We start from the raw sequence: 24780 nt of genomic DNA on the forward strand, positions 1-24780 counted from the left end.
TGACCCCATGCCGAACTCAGAAGTGAAACGCCGTAGCGCCGATGGTAGTGTGGGGTCTCCCCATGTGAGAGTAGGGAACTGCCAGGCATCAAATAGAACGAAAGGCTCAGTCGGAAGACTGGGCCTTTTGTTTTTGTGTTTTGCGGCCAGACGCGCCGCCGTCTTCCCCGGTGGCGCTGCGCTTACCGGGGCTACCGCTCCTTCCCCGGCCTACACCGCCTCCGGGGAAACACCCTGCCCAGCCGCCTGGTCCGCTAACATCAGTAATACCTATCACACTAATAGCTCTCAGTATAATTGTCCTTATTAATTATATGGATTATCTTTCCTGCGTGATGACATCAACGCATCACTTCTCCTGAGGGAGAAAAATAGAAAGCAAATCGCTTATTTCTCATCCTGTTAACTGGTTATAAATTCAATGAAAAAACCGCTAATTGGGATTCTGACATTAGCTTATGGATTGAGCTTGCCTGCATTCGCTGCTGATACCGCTACATTAACCATCTCCGGGCGTGTGGCGACACCTACCTGCAGCACCAATATCATTAACGAAAAAGCTCAACAGCGTTGTGGGCAAAATACTTACCTCATTAACACGCAAAATATGGCAGTCCCTTCTCATGGGGTGGTTACCCAAACGGTGAATTTACCGAATGATGCGAACAGGAAAATAATTATCAGCAGCTACGATTAATCATTCACTTATATTTCCGCGCCATTATATTGCCCAGCGGCGAAATAATGGCGCACTGCTATCAGATATAAAAATCAGCCAGTTGTGGACTTGAAAATTTATTCTCGCCGCTTAATACTTCTCCCCCCGCTTATTTCCATGAACGACAGGGTTATCTACTCTTTTTGGGGTTGATGCGATACATCATTAACACTTTGTTAACTTGATCTGGTTTAAGTGACGGTAAATTTGATATACAAATAGGGTAGATTGCCTGTACGGACGCTGCCCGGAATGCCTTGCGATGAATGTTGCAGGTCATCGGCTGGCAATATGAGAATATAAATGAAAATCCTGCTTAACTGGCCGCCGCTGCGCCAGATCGTTACTTACATTCAGGAGCGCTTTACCTTTCTGGTTCTGCTCTGCTGGCCGGCGATTATCTGGCTGTTCTGCCGGGTTGGCGTGTGGCTTACCGATAGCGCCTATCAACTGCTGGGAAAATCGCCTGCCCACTCTTTCACCGTTTATCTTCAGCCATTTATGACGCCTGGCACGTTGCTACGCATTTCTATCAGTTGGATTGTGCTGTTATTCATCCTTTTCAGTATGGCGATGGCCTTCACCTGGGGTCTACGTCGCTTTATGAATCGTCAAAAATAAGCCATCGGCGCAGCGCCCGGTTCAGGTTTATGCCATCTCACCAATTGTCTTGCGAAAACGCAGCAGCGCAATGGTAAAGAAAGCACTGCCGATAGCGAACAAAATTAAAAACTGCGGCCAGACGATGGCAAAGCTGGCGCCGCGGTACAGTATCGCCTGCGCGAGGCTGACGAAGTGGGTGGTCGGCATGGTCAACATAATGTCCTGAACCAGCTGCGGCATACTCTCCCGTGGCGTGGATCCGCCGGAGAGCATCTGCAGCGGCAGCAGCACCAGGATCATCAGTAGCCCCAGTTGCGGCATAGAACGGGCGAGCGTGCCCATAAAAATGCCGATGGAGGTGGTGGCGAACAGGCTGAGCGCTACCCCCAGCATAAACAGCGGGATCGACCCTTCAATCGGCACCTGCAACACTCCCTGTACCATAAGCAGTAGCGACAGCCCGGAGACAACCAGCACCACCAGACCCATCGACCATATCTTGGCCATCATTATCTCAAACGGCGTTACCGGCATCACCAGCAGGTGCTCAATGGTGCCGTGCTCTCGCTCGCGGATAAGCGCCGAACCGGTGAGGACAATGGCCAGCATGGTGATGTTGTTGATAATCGCCATCACCGCGCCGAAGCGCTCTTGTTCAAGGTTAGGGTTAAAGCGCATCCTCACCGCCAGCTCCACTGGCAGCGTACTGTTGTCGCGATAGCGGGCAACAAAGCTGTTCACTTCACCGCTGATAATATTCTGGATATAGCCGTTGCCGGTAAAGGCCTGGCTCATTCGCGTGGCGTCGACGTTGACCTGCACCTCCGGCTGACGACCGGCTAGCACATCGCGCTGGAAGTTTGGCGGAATATTAATGGCGAATGTGTATCGTCCGGCATCCAGCCCGGCATCCATTTCATCGGCGCTGATCAACTCTGGCGTTAAAAACCATGGCCGATAAAAGCCGTTAATGATCCGCGATGAGAGCTGTGATTTATCCATATCGGCAATAGCGATAGGCGCCAGGTGTAGAGAGCCGGGCATTACCGTGGCCGAGGAGTAAACCGACACGGTAAAAGCAAACACGATCAGCGCCAGCATCGCTTTATCGCCGAGCAGGCTGCGCAGCTCTTTGATGCCGAGGTTATAAATATTGCGTAATCCGCGCATCATCCCTCCTGTTTCTTCAGCAGCAACACGCTCAGCCCGAGCACCAGCGGCACCGCAATCAATAGTGGAATGAACGAAACCCACAAATCGCTAATATTCAGTGCCTTGGAGAAGGTGCCGCGGGCGATGGTCAGGAAATGGCTGGTCGGGTAGATTTGTCCGATCCAGCGACCTGGCCCCTCCAGAGATGCCACCGGATCGATCATCCCGGAGAATTGGGTGGCCGGAATCAGCGTAATAATCGCGGTACCGAAAATGGCGGCGATTTGGCTCTTCATAAATGTCGAGATCAGCAATCCCAGCCCGGTGGCGATGGTGACATACAGCAGCGCCGCCAGGGTGAGGGTCAGGAAACTCCCCTTATGCGCGACGCCAAACACGAAGACCGACAGCGCGCACAGCAGAAAGAAGTTAAACATGCCCAGCACGATGTAAGGCAGCTGTTTGCCGAGCAGGAATTCGCTGCGGGTGGTCGGCGTCACGTACAGGTTGATGATCGAACCGAGCTCTTTTTCCCGCACCACGCTCAGCGCGCTGAGCATTGCCGGGATCATCATCAGCAGCAGCGGGATCACCGCCGGGACGATGGCCGGCAGGCTCTTCACGTCCGGGTTATAGCGATAGCGGGTCTCGATAGAAATGAGCGAAGTATCACGAGTCGGGCTACTTTGCCGCCCGGCCATCTCCTGCAGCCAGGCCAGATGCATCGCCTGCACGTACCCGCGCACCGTTTCGGCGCGATTTGGCATTGCGCCGTCCACCCACACGCCAATCTGCACCGGCGTACCGCGAGCGATATCGCGGCCAAAGTTCGGCGGAATTTCTATCGCCACCGCCAGCTCGCCGTTACGCATTCGACGATCCAATTCGTCATAACTCTGCAGTGGCGCCTGCTCGATAAAGTAGCGTGAGCCAGCAATGTTCTGCGACCAGTTCTGGCTGCTGATCGTTTGATCGCGGTCGAGGACGGCAAAGCGCAGATCCTCGACATCCATGCTGATCCCATAGCCCATGATAAACATCAGGATCACCGTTCCCAGCAGCGCCAGCGTCGATCGCACCGGATCACGGCGCAGTTCCAGCGCTTCGCGGCGGCTATAGCTAAACAGGCGGCGCAGGCTGAATGACTGGCGTGGGGACGCGTTCTGCTGGCGTGCGGCGACAGCAGACTGGGTAGATTCTGTGGGGGCAGAAACGGTCGGCTGTGTGGCATCCGCCGCCTCCTGCAGCCAGGCGATAAACGCCTCTTCGAGGCTGGCGGAGCCACGTTGCTCAACCAGCGCCTGCGGCGTATCGCTGGCCAGCACCTTGCCGGCGTGCATCAGCGAGATGCGATCGCAGCGTTCCGCCTCATTCATAAAGTGGGTGGAGATGAAGATGGTGACGCGATCCTGCCGCGCCAGGTCAACCATCAGTTGCCAGAACATATCGCGCGCCACCGGGTCAACGCCGGAGGTGGGTTCATCGAGGATCAGCATCTCCGGGCGATGAATTACCGCGACCGCTAATGAAAGTCGCTGGCGGATCCCCAGCGGCAAGTCGGCGGGAAGCGCGTCTTCAACCTCGCTCAACATAAAACGCTCGCTCATTTCAGCTACCCGGCCGGCTATTTCATGATCCGGAATGTGAAACAAGCGGGCGTGTAGCTCCAGGTTTTGCCGTACGCTCAGTTCGCTATAGAGCGAGAAAGCCTGCGACATATAACCCACTCGCTGGCGGGTGGCGATATCTTTCGGGTCGACCGGTTGGCCAAACAGCCAGGCCTCGCCTTCGCTGGCGGGCAACAGGCCGGTGAGCATTTTCATGGTGGTGGATTTGCCGCAGCCGTTAGAGCCGAGGAAGCCAAAAATTTCGCCACGGGCGATACGAAAGTTAACGTGGTCGACGGCAACAAAGTTGCCGAAGCGCATAGTCAGGCCGCGCGCTTCAATGGCGATCTCTTCCTCGCTACAGTCGCGCGGCGGAATGACCACGTCTTTATGCGCCAGGCGCTGCGCTTCCGGCAGCAGGGCTATAAATGCCTGTTCCAGGGTCTGGCTGCCGGTCTGTTTTTTGAGCGCCGCCGCGCTACCGGTCGCCAGTATCTCGCCGGCGTTCATCGCCACCAGCCAGTCGAAGCGCTCGGCCTCTTCCATGTAGGCGGTAGCGACCAGTACGCTCATTTCCGGCTGGCGCTGGCGAATGCTGTCGATTAGATCCCAGAACTGCGCGCGGGAGAGCGGGTCGACGCCGGTAGTCGGTTCATCAAGGATGAGTAGCTGCGGATCGTGGATAAGAGCACAGCACAGCCCGAGCTTTTGTTTCATTCCACCGGAGAGTTTACCGGCAGGGCGATCGCGAAACGGCGCCAGCCCGGTGCTCTGCAGCAGTTCGTTAATACGAAGTTCACGCTCGGCTTTATCATGACCAAACAGGCGGGCGAAGAAGTCGACGTTTTCATAGACCGATAACGTATGGTAGAGGTTTTTCCCCAGGCCCTGCGGCATCCAGGCGATTTTCGGGCATACCTGCTGGCGGTGACGAACGTCGCGCATATCGCCGCCGAGCACCATCACGTTACCCTGCTCGATGGCCCGCGCCCCGGCGATAAGCGAGAGCAGGCTTGATTTGCCGACCCCGTCCGGGCCAATCAGGCCAACCATACGCCGCGCCGGGATCGCCAGGTTGATATCGCGCAACGCGATGGTGGCGCCAAACTGCTGGCCAACGTTTTCCAGCAGGGCGACGGGAGGCGAAGTATCCTGCGGCTTGAGTTTCATTGCGGCAACCTCACCGTCAGCGCTTCAGGCCAGCTTTTCTGCTTATCCAGTCGTACCCAGGCCATCCCAGGCAGGCCGGTTTTGACATATTCCAGATGCTGCTCCAGCAGCTCTGGCGGAATGCGCGCCTTGACGCGGAACATCAGCTTGAGCCGCTCGTCGCTGGTTTCTACCGTTTTTGGGGTGAATTGCGCGACGCTGGCGACAAAGCTGATATTTGCCGGGATCACTAGATCTGGCGCGGCATCCAGGATCAAGCGCGCTTCACTGCCGAGCGCCAGGAGACCCGCCTGTTCCGTTGGCAGGAAGAAGGTCATATAGACGTCTGCCAGGTCGACCATGTTTAATACCCGCCCCCCGGCGGCCAGCACTTCGCCTGGTTCGGCGACGCGGTACTGGATGCGGCCGTCGCGCGGCGCTTTCAGCTGGCTATCGTCAATATCGGCGAGGATCCGCCGCTCGGTGGCTTCGGCGGCTTCAACGCGGGTTTTAGCCTGGATGATGCTGGTGCGGGCAGCCTCGATGGCGGCGCGGGCGGCGGAGACCTGCGCTTTCGCCGATTCCAGCGCCGCGCGGGCGCTTTCAGCGGCCGCGCGATCGTCATCCAGCTGCTGAGCGGAGACGGCGCCGCGCTGTGAAAGAGTGCTGGAACGGACGTGACGTTTAGCGGTGGAGTCTAGCTCCGCCTGGCGCTGTTTCACCACCGCTTCGGTGGCGCGCATTTCGCTCTGCCGCTGGTCGAGTAACGCGTTGGCGGCGGCAACCGCGCTTTGCGCTTCTTTGATTTGCGCGGCGGCTTCGAGGCGCTGCTCGTTAAGTACCCGCGTATCCATCCGCGCCAGCACATCGCCTTTATGGACGAACTGCCCCTCTTTGACCAGAATCGTCTCGATACGCCCGGCAATTTTGGTGGCGATATCGACTTCCGTCGCCTCGATGCGGCCATTACTGGCGGCGAAGCCCGGCGGTAGCCCAGCCGGGCGCAACATCCACCATGCGGCGGCGATGACCACCGCTGCAACTACGATATACCCGGTCCAACGTCGTTTGTTCTTGTCCATACGCGACTCGCTCTGTTCCATATTGCTGAGTGGTGCGCGTTTCGCTATTTCGCCCGGCGGGACGATAAAACAAAAGGGAGATAAGGCCGTCCGGCGCAAAATCCTGTTACGTTGCCAACCGGTGGGGAAGATGTGATTTTAGAGTGGTCATCATCAGCAATCCTGGCCTTAAATGAAACACGCATATTTATAATCTGGATACTAACATCGGTAGCGTCAAAGTCCATATATAAACTATGGAATTGCGACCCCCTCGCTATAATGACTGAGAACTACGCTATCCCTATGATTTTCTTCGTCTGGTTGACCTGCGGCAACTCATGTATGATCGGCAACCCCGAAATAGACTAACGCCCGGCGAGCGCTTTATTCATGAACGATGAAAGCAAAAAATATATCTCTGTTATTTTTAAGGAGTGGCTACCGCTGTATGACAGCCTGACGCCAGCCGTTAAGGAGGTACTTAAAAATATCGCAGAGGAGCAATCGGAAGCGTTAGCGGCCCGGTTTTATGATTTTATTTTTCAGGATCCTGATATTGCCCGCCACCTGACTTATGATTTAGTTCAGGAACGACTGAGCCGCTCGCTGGCGCTATGGGTGAAGGAGATCCTGACCAGCGACAAAGCACAGTTGCCGGCGCTGGCGGAACGGCAATATCAGATTGGCAGCATCCATGCGCGGATCGGCATCCCGGCGGAGGCGGTGCTGCGCGGCGCCCGGCAAATTAAGGCCGGGCTTATCGAGTATATCCGCAGCCACGTTAACGACCGCCAGATTGCCGTCGATGCCATCTATTACGCTATTATGGCGATTAATATGGCCGTTGAGATGATGTGCCATGCCTATACCTTATCGCACTATCGGGCGACCAAAAACGAAGAGGCTTATCGCCTGTATAGTTTGATGGACAATGTCCCGATGGAATATGGCAAACAGCAGGCGGCGCTTTCCGGTTGGGAAAATACGGCAATTTTTAATATTGTTAGCGAAAATAAAGCGCATACTAACGCTACGTTATTATCTGAATCGGAATTTGGTCTCTGGTTCCGCCATAAATGTGTACGCTATTTTAACAAAAATAGCCAGATGGACGAAATCGCCGCATTAATTTCTCAGGTCGACGACTTATTAATAGGATGGCGGGCATCCGCCTCTGCCATGGATTATAAAAATACACAAAACCTGATTCAGGGGATCCATATTCATTGCCAGCAAATCGGCTGCCAACTGGGCGTAATTTTTAGCAGCCTGTCGCAGATGCAAAACGGCAAAGATGCATTAACCAGCCTGCTTAACCGCCGCTATTTGCCGGTGGTGCTCAAGCATGAAGTGACGCTGGCGATGGAGCATGAGTTGCCGATGACGGTGGCGATCGTCGACATCGATCATTTCAAAGGCATTAACGATAACTGGGGCCATATGGTCGGCGACCGGGCGATTAAACATGTCGCGGAACTGCTCAGCGACAATATCCGTTCCAGCGACTATATCTTCCGCTACGGCGGGGAAGAGTTTCTGCTGGTGCTGGTGGAGACCGGCGTGTCAGAAGCGTTTACCATCCTCGACCGCCTGCGGAAGAAAATTAGCCAACTGGCGTTTAACGTTGGCGGCGATACGCAGATCCCGATCACCGCCAGCATTGGCTACGCCGTGCACTCCGGCCATCCCGATTACAACCTGCTGTTGCGCGATGCCGATAATGCGCTGTACGCCGCCAAACGCGAGGGGCGCAACTGCGTGAAGATGCACAAAGGCAGGGTATAAAACCGAGCCCCGACAAGCGTAGCGCGACCGGGGTAGGGCTCTGAAGCTCAGAACAGCACCGGCAGCCCCAGCCCGCGCTTCACTTCATGCAGCGTCCGCTGTGTGAGCTGGTGGGCGCGTTCGCTGCCCTGGCGCAACAATTCCAGCAGCATTCCTTTATCCTGACTGTAAGTGGCCCGGCGTTCGCGGATCGGCGCCAGTAGCTCCTGCAAGCAGGTTTCCAGTTCATTCTTACACTGGCGATCGCCCAGCCCGCCGCGCTGATAGTGGGCTTTCATCTCAGCAACCAGCGCCTTATCGCTATGAAAAGCGTCAAGATAGGTGAACACCACGTTGCCGTCGACATGCCCCGGATCGCTGACTCTCAGGTGTGTCGGGTCGGTATACATCGCGCTAACCGCGCGGTGAATCTCCTCTTCACTGGCCGATAACGTCAGCGTATTGCCCAGCGATTTCGACATTTTGGCATTACCGTCGACGCCCGGCAGGCGGCTCACTTCGCTGAGTAGCGCTTTGCAGTGGCGCAGTACCGGTTCGCCGGTGAGGCTATTCATTTTGTGGACGATTTCGTTGGTCTGCTCAATCATCGGTAGCTGATCGTCGCCCACCGGCACCAGCTTGGCCTTGAAGGCGGTGATATCGGCGGCCTGGCTAATCGGATAGGCGAGAAAGCCAACCGGCAGCGAGCGGGCAAATCCCTTCTGGGCAATCTCATTTTTTACCGTCGGATTACGTTCCACGCGGGCGACGGTGACGATATTCATATACAGCGCGCTGAGCTCCGCCAGCGCGGGTAGAGCGGACTGCAGGCAAATAGTGGTGAGCCTGGGGTCGATGCCGACGGCCAGATAATCGGCCATGACTTCGAGGATATGGTGGCTGATTTTTTGCGGGTTGCTGCCGTTATCGGTGAGCCCTTGCAGGTCGGCGATCAGGATAAACTGCTGGTGGTCGTGCTGCAGCGCGACGCGCTGGCGCAGCGAGCCGACGTAGTGGCCAAGATGTAGTTGGCCGGTCGGGCGGTCGCCGGTGAGGATGGTTTGTGGATGGTTCATCAGGGACTCCTTATCAGACTGTTCAGCCGAAAGACGTCCTGAAAATAACAAAGCCGCCTTCCGGCGGCTTTGAAAATGGAAACGTGTATCGTGCCGCCTGTTATGCAGGCAGCCACCAACGACGGGGGTAGGTAACGATAACGTTTCTGTTCATCTTTTTATCCTGCCACGAAATCACGGCGGGGTAAACCTGTTGCGTACAAAGTATTACTCAGCAATCTGAAATCCTGCTCGTAAGCAGGTTTTGCTGAATTTGGTACCTCTGACTGGGAGGATCACATATGCTGTTCTTCAATTTTCAATTGCTTACGCCATACGCGGTTATGTAACGTCAAGACGATCGACTGGTAAAATGATGATGAATTCATCCACATGATATTCAGGCAGAAAAACATCAAACCTAAAGCAGATGTTATCTGTGGCGTATAATTGTCTACCGTGCCGAATAAAAATGAAAACCAGGAACCGATAAAGTAGATAATGCTAGTTATTCCTGTCATCGTGATAATAATCAGATGTAATTTATATCCGTTTAAAGAGCCTCGAGCAGTCAGTAACGTTGTAGTCATGATAACTACGCAATATACGATCGCTGCAAAAAAAACGCCCATCAGTACTTTGTATTCAGGTATTCCTAACCAGCGAAAGAGTAGCATCCATACATAAACCTGGGGCATCGCGTAGCAAAAGATAGCAAGTATCATGCTGATCGCGATAGGAATACCGGCCATGTGTATACCAGGCGCCGCGCCGAATCGGCTTTTTAACCGATCCTTTAGTTGTTCCAGGTGTTGCAGATCGCTGGTTGCCAGTTTTTTCTTGATGATAGCGCTCAACACGAGGCTCTTCTTAATATATTTCATCATTGTCGGATCAATGTGGTCCAGTGAATGAAAACGACTGAATTAAGCCAAAAATATACTTCCCAGATTGTGTCATATTCTGAGGGTTCCTGATGGTGCCCGAGATCGCGCTACCAAAAAATGCCGAGGAGTTGGCAATGGCATTCATTAATTCTCGTTGCAAGAGCATCTGTAAGGCTTCCGAAGGATAACGCTTGGGATAGATGCCAGCTTTCATTGCCACTTTGATACCAGAATTAGAGATTCCGGGGTTTCTAATTCGAATAATTTCCTCCGTCAATCGTGTTCGGTCGGCTCGGTTCATTTTTTTTAATAAAGAAAGTAAACTTTCCGACGTAGACCGATTAAGTAATCGATATGTTAGCATGGCGCTTTTTAAACCAGCACCAGCCCCGGCAAGTGAGATCATATCAAGTGCTGTATTGGTTGCCGTATACCACTCATGAGAGTCAAGCCATGCTACATAGTCATCATGGTTCATGGCAATTAATGAAAGGCGCCCGAGGCCATTTGCACATTGGATTCCTGTTGCTACGCCACCAGCGATAATTACAGCAGCAACTGCACTTGAGGTGCCTGCGGTGAGAGGAATCGCCATGCTTGCACCAACAGAAAGTATGATAGTGAGAATTGCTGCTCCGCAGGAAATGGCTGTTGAACCGATTTCAGTAACTAAGGAAGATGACTGAATTGCATTCGTCGTTAGCTGGGCTGGATTATTTGCTGAAGTGGTTACTTTCGTTACAACGACGTGGCTTACCGAGCTTTCATTTGGCGTTGCGATCCGTCTTGATGGCCTTACTAACCACTGACGAGAACCATCTGAATAAATTATCCCAACTTGGCTAAAGTTTCTATAACAATCCAACTGGTTAGCAAGAGCTATGAAATCAATTTCAGCGCCGCTGACAAGGCCTAAACTTCGGGCAAAGCCATAATCAGGTAGAGCTTTTGAAAATTGTCCTGGAAATGTCATCCTTTTTCTCCATGCACCTAATGCTCTTAAGATGAGGGATCAAGAGTAATGCTCTTAAGATAGTAATAAATTAGGAATATTCCGGATGACACCTACAAAATAACCTACCAGCGTAAGTAAGAAAAGAGTGGGTATAGTGCGGATTTCTTGCGAGAGCGTCTCAGCGATTTTGAGGTTACCAACACTGGCGGTTTCAGCCAGCATGGTGAATTTACGGTAGGCCGGGCAAGGCGTAGCCGCCGCCCGGCAAGATAAACAAACCGTTGTTACATGGTCGAGAAGACGTTCATGATCACGCCGCCGGAGATAATCAGCGCCATGGCGATAATGGCCGCCAGGTCCGGCTTCTGCTTATAGAGGATCATGGAGCAGATAGTCACGCCGACGATACCGAAGCCGCACCACAGCGAGTAGGCTACGCCCACCGGAATGGTGCTCATCGCGCGGGTGAGGGCGAAGTAGCACAGGCCGTAGGCGCAGACCACCAGCACTGAAGGCGCCAGCTTGCTGAAGCCGTTGGTCTTTTTGATCATCGAGGTGCCGGTGATTTCGGAGCCGATAGACAGCGCCAGCCATAAAAATCCGAGATTAAACATAGGGTATTCCTTTCCTGTTAGTTGGCGATTTTCTTATCCATGGAGGCGACTGGCGTGACGGGTGCTGCCTCTTCGCTCTCTTCGGAACCCATTTTCGAGAACAGGTTCATGATAACGATGCCGCTGGCGATCACCGCCATGCCGATGATGGCGGCGGTATCCGGGTGCTGGCCGTAGAATGCCATTCCCAGCGTCGAGACCACCAGGATACCGGTGCCGGACCAGGTGGCGTATGCCAGGCCGACCGGGATATCTTTCACCGCCCTTGAGAGCGAGTAATAGCAGGTGCAGTAGAGCGCAATCAGCAGGCCGAGCAGCAGCATTTTTGTGCTGCCTTCGCTGCTACCGAACATTTTTAACGTCGAGGTTGCCGAGGTTTCTGAGAGGATAACCAGCAGCATCCATAACCAGCATTTTGTTTTCGAAGACATCGTTAAGCTCCAGGTTCATAGTTGGGTAAGGTCATATCTTTCTGTTTTTTAAATAATCAATGGCCGCATCGGTCAGCTGCGCGTGCGGGGCCGCCGCCAGCGCCGGATTATTCACCACGTCTGTGACGGTGAGATAACGGCGCGGTTCGCTGCTGGTGGCGGCAGGCGCGGTGGGCGCGTCCAGCGTCGCCAGCAGCTCATTCATCGTGCCGAGGAAGACGCCGCAGGCTTCCAGACGAGCCAGCGTGGCCAGCAGATGCCCGGTATAGGCGCTGTCGGCCTGCGCGCCGCGTAGCTGGTTGAGTTCGCTAAGCGGATCGCAGTGATAGCGCAGCGCCAGCACGGGAATACCCTTCAGCAGCGCCTCGTGCGCGCAGCGGGCGAGCGGGCTGCTGCGCGTGCCGTTCAGCAGGTCTGAAGCCAGCGGGTAATCGAGAAACGGCAGCAGTACCGCCCGCCACGGCGCTGACGGCAGGGCATCCTGCCAGGTCGATGACGGGATAATCTCGCCCACCTCTCGCCACGCGGCGGCGTCGGCGAGACCATCCTCCAGCGCGAGGCGCAGCGGGTAGCCGCAGCTTGCCAGGCGCTGGCGGATTGCCGCGCGGTAGCCGTCAGCGGCGGTCACCATCACCAGTACCGGCGGTTGCAGGCGCTGTAAAATCCGCGCGACTAAACCTTCAATCTGTTCGTCGGTCATGGCGAGCCTCCGTTAGCCGATGAGCGTCACCTGCGCGCCGTTTTTCAACCCGGCGGCATTGGCTTCTTCGGTGTCAATGTGAAACTCCAGCGCGAAGTCATCGCGCACCCGCACCACCACTTCATCGAAAGTTAGCTGGCGCTCGCCGTTGCTGCGCACGCTGACCTTCTGGCCATTGCTAACGTTGAGTCGGCGCGCGTCCTGCGGCGACATATGAATATGGCGCCAGGCGCAGATCACCTGCGAATGGAGTTCAACGTGGCCTGCGGGGCCAATCAGCAGCGCGCTGCCGGCATTCTCCAGCTGGCCGGACTCACGAACAGGCGCCTTAATGCCCAGCGTGAAGCAGTCGGCGCGCGACACTTCCAGCTGCGATAGCGGGCGGGTTGGCCCCAGCACGCGGACGTTGGTCAGCGAGCCCTTCGGCCCGACAACGGTCACGCACTCCTGGGCGGCGAACTGCCCCGGCTGGCGCAGCGGTTTGAACGGCGTCAGGCTGTAGCCTTTGCCGAATAGCGCCTCGACGTCCTGTTGCGCGAGATGGACGTGGCGGTTGGAGATCCCCACCGGGATCGCCGGCGCCGTTGCGCTCAGGCGAACGGTGATTTTTTCGCGAAGCAAGGTGTCGATCATGACTTCTTCCCTTTCTTCAGCGCCGGGTGCTTATCTTCCGCTTCGTTCGGGGCGGCAGGCGGAACGATGGGTTCCGGGGCGGCGATAACCACAGGCTCGGCCGCTTTTTTCGCAGGCGGCGGGTTGCCTTTGAGGTTGCTTAACGCTTCAACCACGCAGCGCTCCGGGCGGGCAATGACCAGCGACTTCACGGTGTGCTCGGCGCCAGCCACCGCCACGCCGCGCTCGATAGCGGTGTGGATGGCGCTGATTTCCCCTTCAAAGCAGACGCTCACCAGCCCGGAGCCTGGTTTGCGATAGCCAATGCAGGTCACTCCCGCGGCTTTACAGGCGGCGTCGACGGCCTGAATGGCGGCGACCCATCCTCGCGTTTCAATTACGCCTAAACTTTTCATGGTCGGCTCCTGTTAATGGCGGACTAAGCGAATATCAAAATCAAATTGCTGGAAGAAGGTTTCCAGCCGGTCAAGTTCGTCCGGTGAATAAGACGGGTCCTGGGTAATCGGGTAGGGCATATCCAGGCGTTCGTATTTTTTGCGCCCCAACTGGTGGTACGGCAGCATGTCGATGCGGCGGATATTCCCGCGCTTCGCCAGCTTCTGTACGTAATCAATGGCGCCGGTAATGGCGTCGAATGAGTCGTTGTAGCCGCGAATGAGCGGCATGCGCACAATCACATTGGCGCCGGAATCCACCAGCCATTCGAGATTGCGGCGAATCCCTTCGTTGCCGATGCCGAGCAACGCCTTGTGGTGTTCGCTGTTAATCTGCTTTATGTCGAACAAGAAGGTGTCGGTGACCGGCGCCAGCTTCTGGTAGTTGGCAAGCGGAGTGGTGCCCTGGGTTTCGACGGCGGTGTTAATCATCATCTTTTTGCATTCGCTAAATAAGGCGACGGCAAAATCGGTCTGCAGACTCATCTCGCCGCCGCCGATGGTCACGCCGCCGCCGGAGGAGATGTAGAAGTCGTAGTCCTGCATGATGATCTCCATCAGCTCGCTGACGGTGACGTCCTTGCCCATAATATCCAGCGCGTTCTGGGTGCAAATCTCTTCGCATTTGCGACAGCCAATGCAGTCTTTGTTGCGGTCGACGAAGTGCTTCATTTCGCCGTTTTCTTCCGCCCGATAATGAATACCCGCCGGACAGACGCTGACGCAGTCGCCGCAGTTAATGCATTTGTCGTGCGAGAACATCACCTGGAACTGGCTGCTCAGCCCTTCCGGGTTAGCGCACCACGGGCAGCGAATGTTGCAGCCCTTAAAAAACACCAGCGTGCGAATGCCATCGCCGTCATAGATCGAATATTTCTGGATATTGAAAATTCGGCCCGTTAATTCTTGTTTTGCGATCACGCTTGCCTCCCGCTCCGTCCCGTTACGGGACGGAGAACTTCCGGTTATTTCTCAAATACAGCTCATTTAATTCTCTTTAAGAGAACTAGAACTTCTCAATCACCGTACGGCTGATGATCTCGTCCTGGACCTCTTTACACAGCTCAACGAAGTAGGCGCTGTAGCCGGCGACGCGAACGATCAGGTCGCGGTATTTCTCCGGCTCCTGCTGCGCCTTCTTCAGTACTTCGTTATCGACGTAGCTGAACTGCATCTGGCCGTTGCCGAGAATCGAGGCGGTACGCAGCAAGGTAATCAAGCCGTGGCGACCTTCCGGGGTATCCAGCAGCCCTTTGAGGAACTTGAAGTTGTGCACCATGCCGATGTTCATGGTTTCCACGTTCATCTTGCTGACCGACTTGATAATCGCCGTCGGGCCTTGTTTATCCGCGCCCTGAGTCGGGCTGATGCCGTCGGAGAGCGGCATCCACGCCAGGCGGCCGTTAGGCGTGGCGTTGGTCAGCTCGCCGATTGGCGTGTTGTTGGAGATAGACAGGGTGCCGTGGCTCAGGGTCGAGTAGAGCATTTTGTATTTACGGCACTCTTTCTCGGTCCATTCGGTAATATCCAGCGCGTACTGGTCGACGTAGTTATCGTCGTTACCGTATTTCGGCGCGTTCAGGCAGTCGCGGCGCAGCGCTTCGTAACCTTCAAAGTTGGCCAGCAGCGCATCGCGGATCTGCTCAAGGGTGTATTTCTTCTCTTCGAACACCAGCTTGCGGATCGCCGCCATCGAGTCGACGTAGGTCGCCAGGCCGGAGAAAATCAGCCCCGGACCGTGGTTGACCATCGCGCCGCCTGCGGCGACATCTTTGCCGCTCTCCATGCAGCCTTCGACCAGCAGCGACATCAGCGGCTTCGGCGCCACATCGCGGTGGACGCGCTGGCTGATGACGGTGCCGATGGCCGACAGGCGCACGATGTGGGCGATCTGCTGTTTCACCGCCGCGTCGAAATCTTCGAAGGTGCGCAGGTCGCGCAGGTCGCCGGTATCCAGCCCTTGATAGCTATCGAACAGCACCATCCGCCCGCGGTTGAGCACGAATTCGATAGCGATAGGCCACTGGGTGTAGCCGGTGGAGGTCCACTGGTAGATGCGCCCGGATTTTTGCGGCTCAACGCAGCCCATCAGGCAGTAGTCGCGGGCGTCTTCAAAATCGAAGCCTTTGCGCAGCATCATCTTGATGTGGGAGTCATCAAAGTGGCAGGCCGGGAAGCCCATTCCTGCTTTCACCACGTCGACGATTTTTTCCATGTATTTCTGCGGCGACTGGTTGTGGATACGGCAGGCCAGCGACGGCTGATAAACCTTCACAAAGCGCACCGCGTCCATAATCAGGTAGGTCAGATCGTTACAGGCATCGCCGCCGCTACGTTTCTGGCCGCCAACGGTGAGGTTGATAAACGGCTGATAACCTGCGAAATATTTCGCTCCCAGCTCGCTCGACATCCACATCAGTTCGGCACATTTGATGATGAACGCCTGCAGCAGCTCCAGCGCGCTGTCGTGGGTCAGGCGGCCTTCGCGTATATCGGCTTCGAACATCGGGTAGCAGTACTGGTCGACGCGCCCCAGCGACAGCCCGGTCTGGTTCTCTTCGATTTCAAACAGTGACTCGACGGTCCAGATACTCTGCAGCGCTTCCTGCAGGGTCTTCGGCGGATTGGCCGGCACGTTTTCGTTGACGTCGGCGATGGTCAGCAGTTCGGCGCGGCGCTGGGCGTTTTGCTCTTTAGCCGCCAGTTCGCGGGCGTGGGCGGCAATGCGGCGGGCGTAGTTGACCACCCCTTCACAGGTTTCAATCGCCGCTTTGTAGTAGTAGATACGGTCGATATCTTCCGGGTTCTCCATGCTCAGGTTGGCCAGATGCGCCTCGGCATCGGCTTTAATGCCGTTCATCCCTTTGGTGAACAGCAGCACGTCGTAGCCCGGACAGGTATCGCCGCCGCCGTTAATCTGGTGATAGGAGAGGTCGCTGACGAAGGTCTCGCCGCTGAAGGCCCAGACGCCGGCCTCACGGTATTGCGCTTCGCAAATCTCATCCAGCGAACGGCCTTCCCAGAACGGGACAATCTCTTCGCGAATGGTTTTTTTATCCGCTTCGCTGATTTCAAACGGATCCTGCGGGCGGGTGCTCATGGTGTCGAGCTCATCGCGCACCCAGCGCCAGGCGATATCCGGCGAGAAGGCGCCCGCGCGCGGCTTGCCGCACGGATGGCCGACGATCAGCTCATCGTCCTGAATCAGAATCGGCGCGGTTTCGCAGGCGTGGCGGAAAGCTTTGGCGCGCAGCAGAATGGTCGGCATGCCCGGGTTGGCTTTGACCACTTCGGTAAAGGCCAGCGCGCGGTAGATAGAGACGCTCGGGCGTACCGTCAGGTAGTGGTTACGCAGGCGCTGCATACGCGGAGTTAAGCCTTCCATCGCCGGCGTGTCGGCACAGGCGGCGAACGGCGCGTGGCTGACCTGTTGCGCGCCGCTAAACAGACGCACCGGCAGATTCAGCGCGCTGAGGTTGCGCTGGGCGCTGATAAACATCGCCGAGAGTTCGTTCACTTCGGCGTTATCAAAAGAGGCGCCGTGCAGCATGGCGTCGAGCATCGGATAGCCGTCAATGGCGCAGGCGGCGCGGACTTCGCTCAGTTCAGCCAGCTTGAACCACAGGCACTCCACGATTTCATAGGCCTGCTGGGTATTCAACGCGCCGCTGTTGATATCGCGTTGGAAGTAAGGCAGTAGCGCTTTATCCGCCCCTTGCGGGTTAACCGCATAGCTGCCGTTATCCAGCTGTAGCGCCAGCTGGAACAGATAGAACGCCTGGCAGGCTTCTTTGAAATTACGCGCCGGATGGGCCGGAACGTGGTGCAGAATGGCCGCGCTATCGAGCAGCTCGGCTTTGCGATAAGCATTGGTTTCTGCGGCCGCCAGCTGCTCGGCGCTGTTGGCCAGATTTTGCGCCAGCGCTAACAGGGCGTCACAGGCGTAGATGGCGGCGCGGCAGCCGTTGACTTCATCCATACCGCTGCGGCTAACGGCGCTACCGAGGGCGCGGGTTTTCTCTTCCAACTGGTGCTTAATCGCCAGCACGCCTTTTTCGACGACCAGGTTGTAGTCCGGTGAATCGAGATCGCTGTTGAGGTTGAGGAACTGGAATACGGATGGCCGATGCGCGGCGCTTTCATCATGGAAAATCGCCCCGTGCGGTTTACGGGTCTGGTTACCGACGATCAGTTCGTCGGCGCTGATGGTCAGCGGCAGCTGGCGCATCAGTTCATAGAAACGGCGAGCCGGTTTGACGGCGGCGGGAATGCCCGCGATATCGCTATCCAGCGCGCTGAGGATCGCGGCGTGCTCGGTGCACAGGGTGCTTGCCTGTGAGCGTAAACGGTCTGCCAGCACTTTGACGCGCGGCGTTAAGCTGTAGTGTGCCATGTAGTATTCTCCAGATGTTCTTTTTCCGCGGCTGATGACAACCCGGTTGTGGATACAGTGTCCGTATTCCTGCCGGGTGGCGGCTGACGCCTTACCCGGCCTACAAATAACTCAGCGATCACCCGGTTATTTGTTACCCGTAGGCCCGTGCAAGCGGAGCGCCGTCGGGCGATTCCAGGCAACCGGACCAGGCCCGGCGATAAAGCTCGGTTAACGCGTTAGCGTCCGGCGCGCGTGGGTTAGTTGGGGTACAGCTGTCGCGCAGCGCCTGGCCGACCATCTCCGGCAAACGGCGTTCGAATTCAGCCGCCTCAATGCCGGTGTCGCTAATGCCGGAGGGCATATTCATCTCTTCTTTTAAAGCCTGAATGGCGACTAGCAGGCTGGCGACGCCCTGGCGCGGCGAGGCGGCTGGCAGATCCAGCAGATGCGCCAGACGGGCATATTTCGTTGCTGCAAGGGTGTCGCACTGACCGTCGAAATCGGCGTTCCAGGCGACGACTTGCGCCATCAGCAGGGCGTTGGCGCGGCCATGGGGTACGCGGAAGACGCCGCCGAGGGCGTGGGCCAGGCTGTGGGTTATCCCAAGCGACGCGTTGGTGAAGGCCATCCCCGCCATGCAGGAGGCGTTATGCATCTTTTCGCGCGCTTGCAGGTTGTCGCCGCTGCGCCAGCAGGTCGGCAGATAGCGGAATACCTGCTGCACCACTTTCTCCGCCAGCGCGTCGGAAAAGTCGCTGGCGGCGCGAGAGACGTAGGCTTCCAGAGCGTGACACAGTACGTCCATGCCGGTGTCGGCGGTAATTGCCGGCGGCACCGAAGCCACCAGCGCCGGGTCAAGAATGGCGATATCCGGTAGCAGCGACGCATCCACCAGCACCAGCTTCTCCGCATTGGCTTTCACCACCGAAAAGGCGGTGACTTCCGAGCCGGTGCCGCTGGTGGTGGGGATGGCGACGAAGCACGGGCGGGGACGGTTGCCCTGCGGACGGGTCTGCGCCAGGGAGAAAATAACCGCTTTGGCGGCATCGATTACCGAACCGCCGCCGAGCGCGATAACCAGATCCGGATAGTGGTTATCCATCAGCTTCATGCCGCGCACCACGGTGGCGATATCCGGATCCGCCACTACGTCGTCCCACATCTGCCAGGCGATCCCGCGCTGGCGCAACAGGGCGGTGACGCGCTCGGCGAGGCCAAACTTCACCATCGCTTTATCGGTCACCAGCAGCACGCTGCGGGCGGAAAGTTCGTTCAGCACCGAGAGGGCGTCCTGACCGAAGCAAATCCGCGGTTTCAGTAAAAATTCACTCATTGGGCTATTCACTCCTGTTAGGCGTCCCGAAACACGTTCTCGACAATGGCGACCACCGACATCGCTTTGTAGCGGTCTTTATTGAGCGCGAAGTACTCTTCCGCCAGCACGATGTCGTGCATGCCGGCGCCGACGTTATCGACGGCGACCCAGGTCTGGTCTTTCATCGGCTGCTGTTTGTCATCTAAGCGGGTGATCAACAGCAGGTTGCTGCCGCGTAGCTCATCGCATTTCTGCGTGGCGACGACATGGCCGGTTACCTTTGCGAGAATCATCGTTTATCGCCTTATATCAGTGCGTTACTTAGCGAGGCGCTCCAGCACCTGGCGAATCACGCGTTCCACGTTTTGTTCGTTGATTTCAACTTCCATACTGGCGGCGCCTGCGCTGGCGAAACGGTCATCGTTGCCTGCGGAGCACGCTGGCGCGGCATTGGCCGGAGCGTTGAAACGCACGTCATCAAGAATGCTGCGCTGCGGATCGCTCGCCGGAGTAACGATGGTCGGCTGGGGCTCAGGGCGGCTGCCCGGCGCGCGAAGCTCGTCAATCGAACGCACGCCATAGCCGACTTTGCGGATATTGAGCAGGTTCATCGGGCCGACGTTGTCGGAGCTGGAGCCGCCGCCGACCGCGCCGCAGCCGAGGGTCAGCGCCGGAGAGATGTTGGTGGTCGCGCCGATACCGCCGAGCGCCGCTGGGGTGTTAATCAGAATGCGGTTGACCGGTTTTTCGAGGCAGAACTGGCGGATGACGTCCTGATTACGGGTGTGGATCACCAGCGTATGGCCGAGTCCTTCGTTGGTCAGCAGCTCCACCACGCGGTGGCAGGCGGCTTTCCAGTCCTCTTCCACGTACAGGCCGAGTACCGGGCACAGTTTTTCGCGCGAGTAGGGGTTTTTCGGCGATACGGTGGTCTGTTCGGCGATCAGCACTTTAGTGCTGGCCGGTACGCAGAATCCCGCCATCTGGCTGAGGTATAGCGCGGTTTTGCCGACCACTTTCGGGTTGATGGTGCCGTTCGGGCGCAGCAGCAGTGCCGCCATTTTCGCCGCCTCATCTTCATTCATGAAGTAGACGCCCTGCGCTTCCAGCTCGCGGTGAACCTCGTCGTAAATGCAGCGTTCGACGATAATCGACTGCTCGGAGGCGCAGATCACGCCATTATCGAAGGTTTTACTGGTGACGATATCTTTCACCGCGTGGTGGATATCGGCGCTGCGTTCGATAAACGCCGGGCCGTTACCCGGGCCGCCGCTGATGGTCGGGGTGCCGGAAGCGTAGGCCGCCCGCACCATGCCTTCGCCGCCGGTGGCGAGGATCAGCGACACGTCTTTGCTGTGCATCAGTTCGGAGGTGGCTTCGAGCGTTAACTGGGTGATGCCGTCAACGCTGCCTGCCGGGGCGCCGGCCGCTTCTGCCGCGCGTTTGACGATTTCAATCGCCTTCCAACTGCACTGACGCGCGCCCGGATGCGGGGAGAAGATAATGGCGTTGCCGGCCTTGAGGGCGATCAGCGCTTTGTAGATAACCGTAGAAGTTGGGTTAGTTGAGGGGACCAGCGCGCAAATCACGCCGAGCGGCACGCCCACGTCCATCACTTTTTTTACCGGGTCGTCATGAATGATGCCAACGGTCTTCATATCTTTGATGGCGTCGTAGACGCGCAGCGAGGCGAAACGGTTTTTCAGCACTTTGTCCTGCCAGTTGCCAAAACCGGTCTCTTCCGCGGCCATTTTCGCCAGCGCTTCGGCGTGGTGCGCTGCTTCCTGGGCCACGTTTTTCACGATGGCGTCGATTTGCTGTTGCGAAAAGGTGGCCAGAATCGCCTGCGCCTTTTTGGCGTTGCGCACCAGTTCCCGCGCGTTCTGCCGGGACTGCAAATCGTTATCCAGTTCAATCATGAGTCTATCCTTCATCAGACGAAAAGAGTGGAGACGGGGCGCGCCCTGTCAGGTCATGCTTTGTGCTGCGCCGCGATTTTTTCGATGTCGTTATGTGGACGCGCAATGACGCGAGAACTGACGACTTCGCCGATGCGTTTCGCCGCTTCCACGCCGGAGTCGACCGCCGCGTTGACCGCGCCGACGTCGCCTTTCACCATTGCGGTGACGAGGCCGGAACCGACGTTTTCATAGCCGATAAGCTCGACGTTGGCGGCTTTACACATCGCGTCCGCGGCTTCAATGCAGGCCACCAGACCTTTGGTTTCGATAAGACCAAGCGCTTCTTTCATCAGGATTCTCCGTTAGTCCGCAATCTTGTAATGCGAGACGATTTTGTTGATGTCGTTATGCGGACGGGCGATAACCAGCGAGGTCACCACTTCGCCGATGCGCTGCGCCGATTCCACACCGGAATCCACCGCCGCTTTCACCGCGCCGACGTCGCCTTTCACCATCGCGGTGACAAGGCCAGAGCCGACGTTTTCATAGCCGATAAGTTCGACGTTGGCGGCTTTACACATCGCATCCGCCGCTTCAATGCAGGCCACCAGACCTTTGGTTTCAATCAGACCTAATGCATCACCCATTTGCGTTCTCCTGGCCTTCAGGCCTTGTGTTTAATGACGATTTTGTTGATGTCGTTATGCGGACGCGCGATGACCAGCGAGGTCACCACTTCGCCGATGCGCTGCGCGGATTCCACACCGGAATCCACCGCCGCTTTCACCGCGCCGACGTCGCCTTTCACCATCACGGTGACAAGGCCAGAGCCGACGTTTTCATAGCCGATCAGTTCGACGTTGGCGGCTTTACACATCGCGTCCGCTGCTTCAATACAGGCCACCAGACCTTTGGTTTCGATAAGCCCCAATGCATCACCCATCGTGATTTCCTCCAGAACAGGTTTTGTTATTCGGGAAAACCGTCCGCGTAACGGCATCAACACGCGGAAGCGGCGTTCGGGGTTCACTATAGGGAATGGGGAAAGAAGTGAAATTTAAATCCGTGGAGATGAATATTTTAGGTTTTTACTCTGTGATTTAGCCTTATTTAGCCTTCCATTTATCTTTTCGTTCTGTTTTATGCGTGTTGATTTTTATGATGATATGGCGCTTTTTTAGACTATTTATCGGCGAGAGGTGAATGTTAATAAGATGCTAATTACTTGCCAGCAGGCGGTAATATAGCCGCGTGATAATTGTGGGTATGCGCAAGTTTTGGCGTCGAAGCTAAATGCAAAACGTGCGCTTTTAGCATCGTGGAAAGAGGGGGCAATAACGGAGCGTGAGCGAGGGCGCATTTTCCTCGCGGCGATACAGAGGGGACGGGTTAGTTAAGCGTGCTGCCGGACTTCAGCGTGCAGATGTAGAGCGGTGAGTTGATAGAGCTCAGCAGGATAGCTTTGTCGTTAAGCTTCTGCGCGTTGAGGAACAGGCCATCGTGGCTGTCGGACATCTCGCGCATGAAGTAGTCGAAGATGACATTCGGCGATTCGTCGATGGACGAGGCGCTGGATTCCCATTTTTTAATGCGGTAGTGGCGTTCGGTTGCCGAGATACGTTGGCTGGTGTAGCTGAATTTGACGTAGCGCTGCAGATAGAGCCAGCCGGCGGCGGAATCGGTATAGCCTTCCACCACCATCGAACCGTTACCGTTGGCGGCAAAATTAAAATGGATATTGCCGTTCACATTCTCTTTTTCCATGTTTTCAAAACGCATGATCGCTTTGGTGGAGCAGCTCATCACGCCGTCGTTGGCATCCGGCAGCAGGCGCCAGGCGCTAAACCCGGCGGCGGCGATAAATGCGAGGGCGGAGAGGGCGAAAAAGGTGCGGGGCGCGAGTCTCATTGCGGCTTCCAGGAGTAGTAAAAGTAGTTATCGCAATAGCTAAATGGGTTGTCTTCGTGCATCGCGCAGTGGGCGAGAAATACCCGGCCCAGGCCGTTAGTCTCCAGCCGGTCGCCGTAGAAGAAAACGAAACGCTCCCCCGGCTTGCAGCTAAGCTTCAGCCGCTGACGCACCTCATCAAAATTCTTACCATAGGCCGTGGCCGAGACCGAACGCAGCATTTCATCGCTGGCCAGCAGTTCGCACTGGCTGTGGCTCATCAGCGTCAGATTGATTGGCCGGGCGACGTGGGTGCCGGCGAGACTAAATGCCACCAGCAGCAGGGCGATGAGCAACAGACAGCCGCCGGCCAGATACCAGCACATACCGCGCGCATGTAGAGAAGCGGTGGGCGGCGTTGGCGCCGCAGCGGGGGCGGCTTCATCAGGCGTATCGCATGTGAGAACGGCATCGGCGGGCGTCGGCTCGGCGTCGAGCAGTTCGATGCTGAGATCCTGATTCAGCTGCAGCATGCCGCGCGACACGGTGACAATAATGTTATCGATATCGTAGTGGCGGAAGGTTTTGCGCAGCATGCTCAGGTATTGATTGAGATTGCTGTTGGATGAGGTTAAGCCGTTATCGTCCCAGACCTTTTTCAACACTTCATCGCGACTGACAACGCCGGTATGGCGAAGAAAGAAATAGAGCAGCGCGTTGGCGGTAATGGATAGCTGACTATCCGGCTCATTGCCGCCCGGTAATGTTAGGGTGCCGTCCGTTGCGTCATAAATGAGACGGGCATTGATGTTGTAGCGCATCGCGGCCTCACTCTACTCGCTTCACGCGGGAAGCGTCATTTTTGTCAGATCGTTTACCAGCGCCTGGCGGTGTTCGCTGCTCATGGTGCGCCCTTCGGTCAGTTCCGATAACCAGATGCCGTCGGCGGCGTAGCGCACCAGCGTGCCGGTCGGGCCGTTGTCGAGCGCATCGCCCTGCGCCAGATGATCCAGCATCCAGTCGCGCCAGCATTTTCGCAGCACCGGTTCGTCCGGCATCGCCAACGACAGCACCATCAGCTGGCGGCTCTCGTGGGTATCCGTCAGCTCCGGGTTGGACAGATAGCGCAAATAGGCGCGGGTAAAGCGTCCATAAGCGATGTTATCGGCGGCCATCAGCTCGCTAATCGCCTTTTCCATGATCGCCAACAGCCGGGCGAACAGGGCGAAAATCAGCGCCTGTTTATTGGGAAAATGGTGCATGAGCCCGCCTTTGCTGACACCAGCTTCGCGGGCGACGGCGTTTAGCGATAGGGCGGCAATACCATCCCGACCGGCGATCATCGCTGCGGATTCAAGCAGTTGACGATGCAGACGGACGGGGTCTTTTTTACGATGCTGGGCTTCCATGTTCATGGCCCGAATCATACCGACCAGACGGTATGATTATTCTTGATCGCTATCAATATGAGAGGGCGCTTCGGACGGCGGGATGTCGTTATTGCGTGGAGGCTCACAGATTGACAGTGACCTTCAG

The 24780-nt window shown here is 56.6% G+C and carries 25 protein-coding genes and 1 rRNA gene; 4 read left to right on the plus strand and 22 right to left on the minus strand.

Annotated features, from left to right (window positions below):
• From rrf to PGS10_RS21185, 3 genes are all read left to right on the plus strand, one after another.
• A 5S ribosomal RNA gene (gene rrf / locus PGS10_RS21175) occupies positions 1-87 on the plus strand; the annotation flags it as partial.
• 334 nt (positions 88-421) lie between these two features.
• Positions 422-697, plus strand: a complete 276-nt coding sequence (locus PGS10_RS21180; RefSeq protein WP_020079736.1) for a DUF2574 family protein — start codon at positions 422-424, stop codon at positions 695-697.
• Positions 698-1021: 324 nt separating this feature from the next.
• Positions 1022-1339 carry a hypothetical protein gene (locus PGS10_RS21185; RefSeq protein WP_020079735.1) on the plus strand — a complete coding sequence of 106 codons (318 nt, stop codon included), beginning with the start codon at positions 1022-1024 and terminating at the stop codon, positions 1337-1339.
• 27 nt (positions 1340-1366) lie between these two features.
• Here PGS10_RS21185 and PGS10_RS21190 read toward each other — a convergent pair whose 3' ends face one another.
• Genes PGS10_RS21190 through PGS10_RS21200 form a run of 3 tightly spaced genes read right to left on the minus strand, consistent with a single transcriptional unit; the run spans position 1367 to position 6311 of the window.
• Positions 1367-2491, minus strand: a complete 1125-nt coding sequence (locus tag PGS10_RS21190; RefSeq protein WP_047078045.1) for an ABC transporter permease — start codon at positions 2489-2491, stop codon at positions 1367-1369.
• Positions 2491-5250, minus strand: coding sequence for a ribosome-associated ATPase/putative transporter RbbA (rbbA, locus tag PGS10_RS21195; RefSeq protein WP_316423451.1), 2760 nt, complete (start codon positions 5248-5250; stop codon positions 2491-2493). The genes PGS10_RS21190 and rbbA overlap by 1 nt, the downstream gene beginning before the upstream one ends.
• Positions 5247-6311 carry an HlyD family secretion protein gene (locus tag PGS10_RS21200; protein WP_045395428.1) on the minus strand — a complete coding sequence of 355 codons (1065 nt, stop codon included), beginning with the start codon at positions 6309-6311 and terminating at the stop codon, positions 5247-5249. Before PGS10_RS21200 ends, rbbA begins: the two co-directional genes overlap by 4 nt.
• Positions 6312-6683: 372 nt before the next feature.
• Here PGS10_RS21200 and PGS10_RS21205 point away from each other — a divergent pair, with 372 nt between their 5' ends.
• Entirely contained in the window at positions 6684-8078 is a 1395-nt protein-coding gene (locus PGS10_RS21205; protein ID WP_063416129.1) for a diguanylate cyclase, read from the plus strand.
• 47 nt (positions 8079-8125) lie between these two features.
• Here the strand turns inward: PGS10_RS21205 and trpS are convergent, their stop codons facing one another.
• From trpS to PGS10_RS21300, 19 genes are all read right to left on the minus strand, one after another.
• Complete coding sequence (gene trpS, locus PGS10_RS21210) at positions 8126-9133, minus strand: tryptophan--tRNA ligase (protein WP_063416127.1); 1008 nt, start codon at positions 9131-9133, stop codon at positions 8126-8128.
• 275 nt (positions 9134-9408) lie between these two features.
• Entirely contained in the window at positions 9409-9999 is a 591-nt protein-coding gene (locus tag PGS10_RS21215; protein WP_047043809.1) for a hypothetical protein, read from the minus strand.
• A 7-nt stretch (positions 10000-10006) separates the two neighbouring features.
• The gene (locus PGS10_RS21220; protein WP_047043810.1) at positions 10007-10972 is read right to left on the minus strand and encodes a hypothetical protein; all 966 of its coding nucleotides are present in this window, start codon (positions 10970-10972) and stop codon (positions 10007-10009) included.
• A gap of 266 nt (positions 10973-11238) precedes the next feature.
• Complete coding sequence (locus PGS10_RS21225) at positions 11239-11568, minus strand: DMT family transporter (RefSeq protein WP_004204123.1); 330 nt, start codon at positions 11566-11568, stop codon at positions 11239-11241.
• A 17-nt stretch (positions 11569-11585) separates the two neighbouring features.
• The gene (locus PGS10_RS21230) at positions 11586-11999 is read right to left on the minus strand and encodes a DMT family transporter (RefSeq protein ID WP_047043812.1); all 414 of its coding nucleotides are present in this window, start codon (positions 11997-11999) and stop codon (positions 11586-11588) included.
• 31 nt (positions 12000-12030) lie between these two features.
• The gene (locus tag PGS10_RS21235; RefSeq protein ID WP_047043814.1) at positions 12031-12699 is read right to left on the minus strand and encodes a hypothetical protein; all 669 of its coding nucleotides are present in this window, start codon (positions 12697-12699) and stop codon (positions 12031-12033) included.
• A gap of 12 nt (positions 12700-12711) precedes the next feature.
• Positions 12712-13332 (minus strand): phosphate propanoyltransferase, encoded by a 621-nt coding sequence (locus tag PGS10_RS21240; RefSeq protein WP_047043816.1) that lies wholly within the window; start codon positions 13330-13332, stop codon positions 12712-12714.
• Positions 13329-13727 (minus strand): BMC domain-containing protein, encoded by a 399-nt coding sequence (locus tag PGS10_RS21245; protein ID WP_045395442.1) that lies wholly within the window; start codon positions 13725-13727, stop codon positions 13329-13331. The genes PGS10_RS21240 and PGS10_RS21245 overlap by 4 nt, the downstream gene beginning before the upstream one ends.
• A 12-nt stretch (positions 13728-13739) precedes the next feature.
• Positions 13740-14687: a choline TMA-lyase-activating enzyme gene (gene cutD / locus PGS10_RS21250; RefSeq protein ID WP_047043817.1), complete on the minus strand. Its 948-nt coding sequence runs from the start codon at positions 14685-14687 to the stop codon at positions 13740-13742.
• Between the two features lie 85 nt (positions 14688-14772).
• A complete protein-coding gene (gene cutC / locus PGS10_RS21255) occupies positions 14773-18159 on the minus strand; it encodes a choline trimethylamine-lyase (protein ID WP_316423453.1) in 3387 nt (1128 codons plus the stop codon).
• A gap of 133 nt (positions 18160-18292) precedes the next feature.
• Positions 18293-19474 (minus strand): 1-propanol dehydrogenase PduQ, encoded by a 1182-nt coding sequence (locus PGS10_RS21260; protein ID WP_047043818.1) that lies wholly within the window; start codon positions 19472-19474, stop codon positions 18293-18295.
• Between the two features lie 17 nt (positions 19475-19491).
• Entirely contained in the window at positions 19492-19749 is a 258-nt protein-coding gene (locus tag PGS10_RS21265; protein WP_015368471.1) for a EutN/CcmL family microcompartment protein, read from the minus strand.
• Between the two features lie 24 nt (positions 19750-19773).
• Positions 19774-21375, minus strand: a complete 1602-nt coding sequence (locus PGS10_RS21270) for an acetaldehyde dehydrogenase (acetylating) (RefSeq protein WP_316423454.1) — start codon at positions 21373-21375, stop codon at positions 19774-19776.
• A 53-nt stretch (positions 21376-21428) separates the two neighbouring features.
• Positions 21429-21707: a BMC domain-containing protein gene (locus PGS10_RS21275; protein ID WP_004146125.1), complete on the minus strand. Its 279-nt coding sequence runs from the start codon at positions 21705-21707 to the stop codon at positions 21429-21431.
• Positions 21708-21719: 12 nt separating this feature from the next.
• Positions 21720-22004 (minus strand): BMC domain-containing protein, encoded by a 285-nt coding sequence (locus tag PGS10_RS21280; RefSeq protein WP_002442227.1) that lies wholly within the window; start codon positions 22002-22004, stop codon positions 21720-21722.
• Between the two features lie 17 nt (positions 22005-22021).
• Positions 22022-22300 carry a BMC domain-containing protein gene (locus tag PGS10_RS21285; protein WP_012542984.1) on the minus strand — a complete coding sequence of 93 codons (279 nt, stop codon included), beginning with the start codon at positions 22298-22300 and terminating at the stop codon, positions 22022-22024.
• A gap of 446 nt (positions 22301-22746) precedes the next feature.
• Entirely contained in the window at positions 22747-23265 is a 519-nt protein-coding gene (locus PGS10_RS21290) for a FidL-like protein (RefSeq protein ID WP_023322003.1), read from the minus strand.
• On the minus strand, positions 23262-24065 hold the full coding sequence (locus PGS10_RS21295) for a winged helix-turn-helix domain-containing protein (protein ID WP_063416117.1): 804 nt from the start codon (positions 24063-24065) through the stop codon (positions 23262-23264). The genes PGS10_RS21290 and PGS10_RS21295 overlap by 4 nt, the downstream gene beginning before the upstream one ends.
• 21 nt (positions 24066-24086) lie before the next feature.
• Complete coding sequence (locus tag PGS10_RS21300; RefSeq protein WP_015704263.1) at positions 24087-24671, minus strand: TetR/AcrR family transcriptional regulator; 585 nt, start codon at positions 24669-24671, stop codon at positions 24087-24089.
• Positions 24672-24780: the final 109 nt, after the last annotated feature.

This window comes from Klebsiella sp. 141153 (assembly GCF_032601995.1).
Lineage (GTDB): Bacteria > Pseudomonadota > Gammaproteobacteria > Enterobacterales > Enterobacteriaceae > Klebsiella > Klebsiella aerogenes.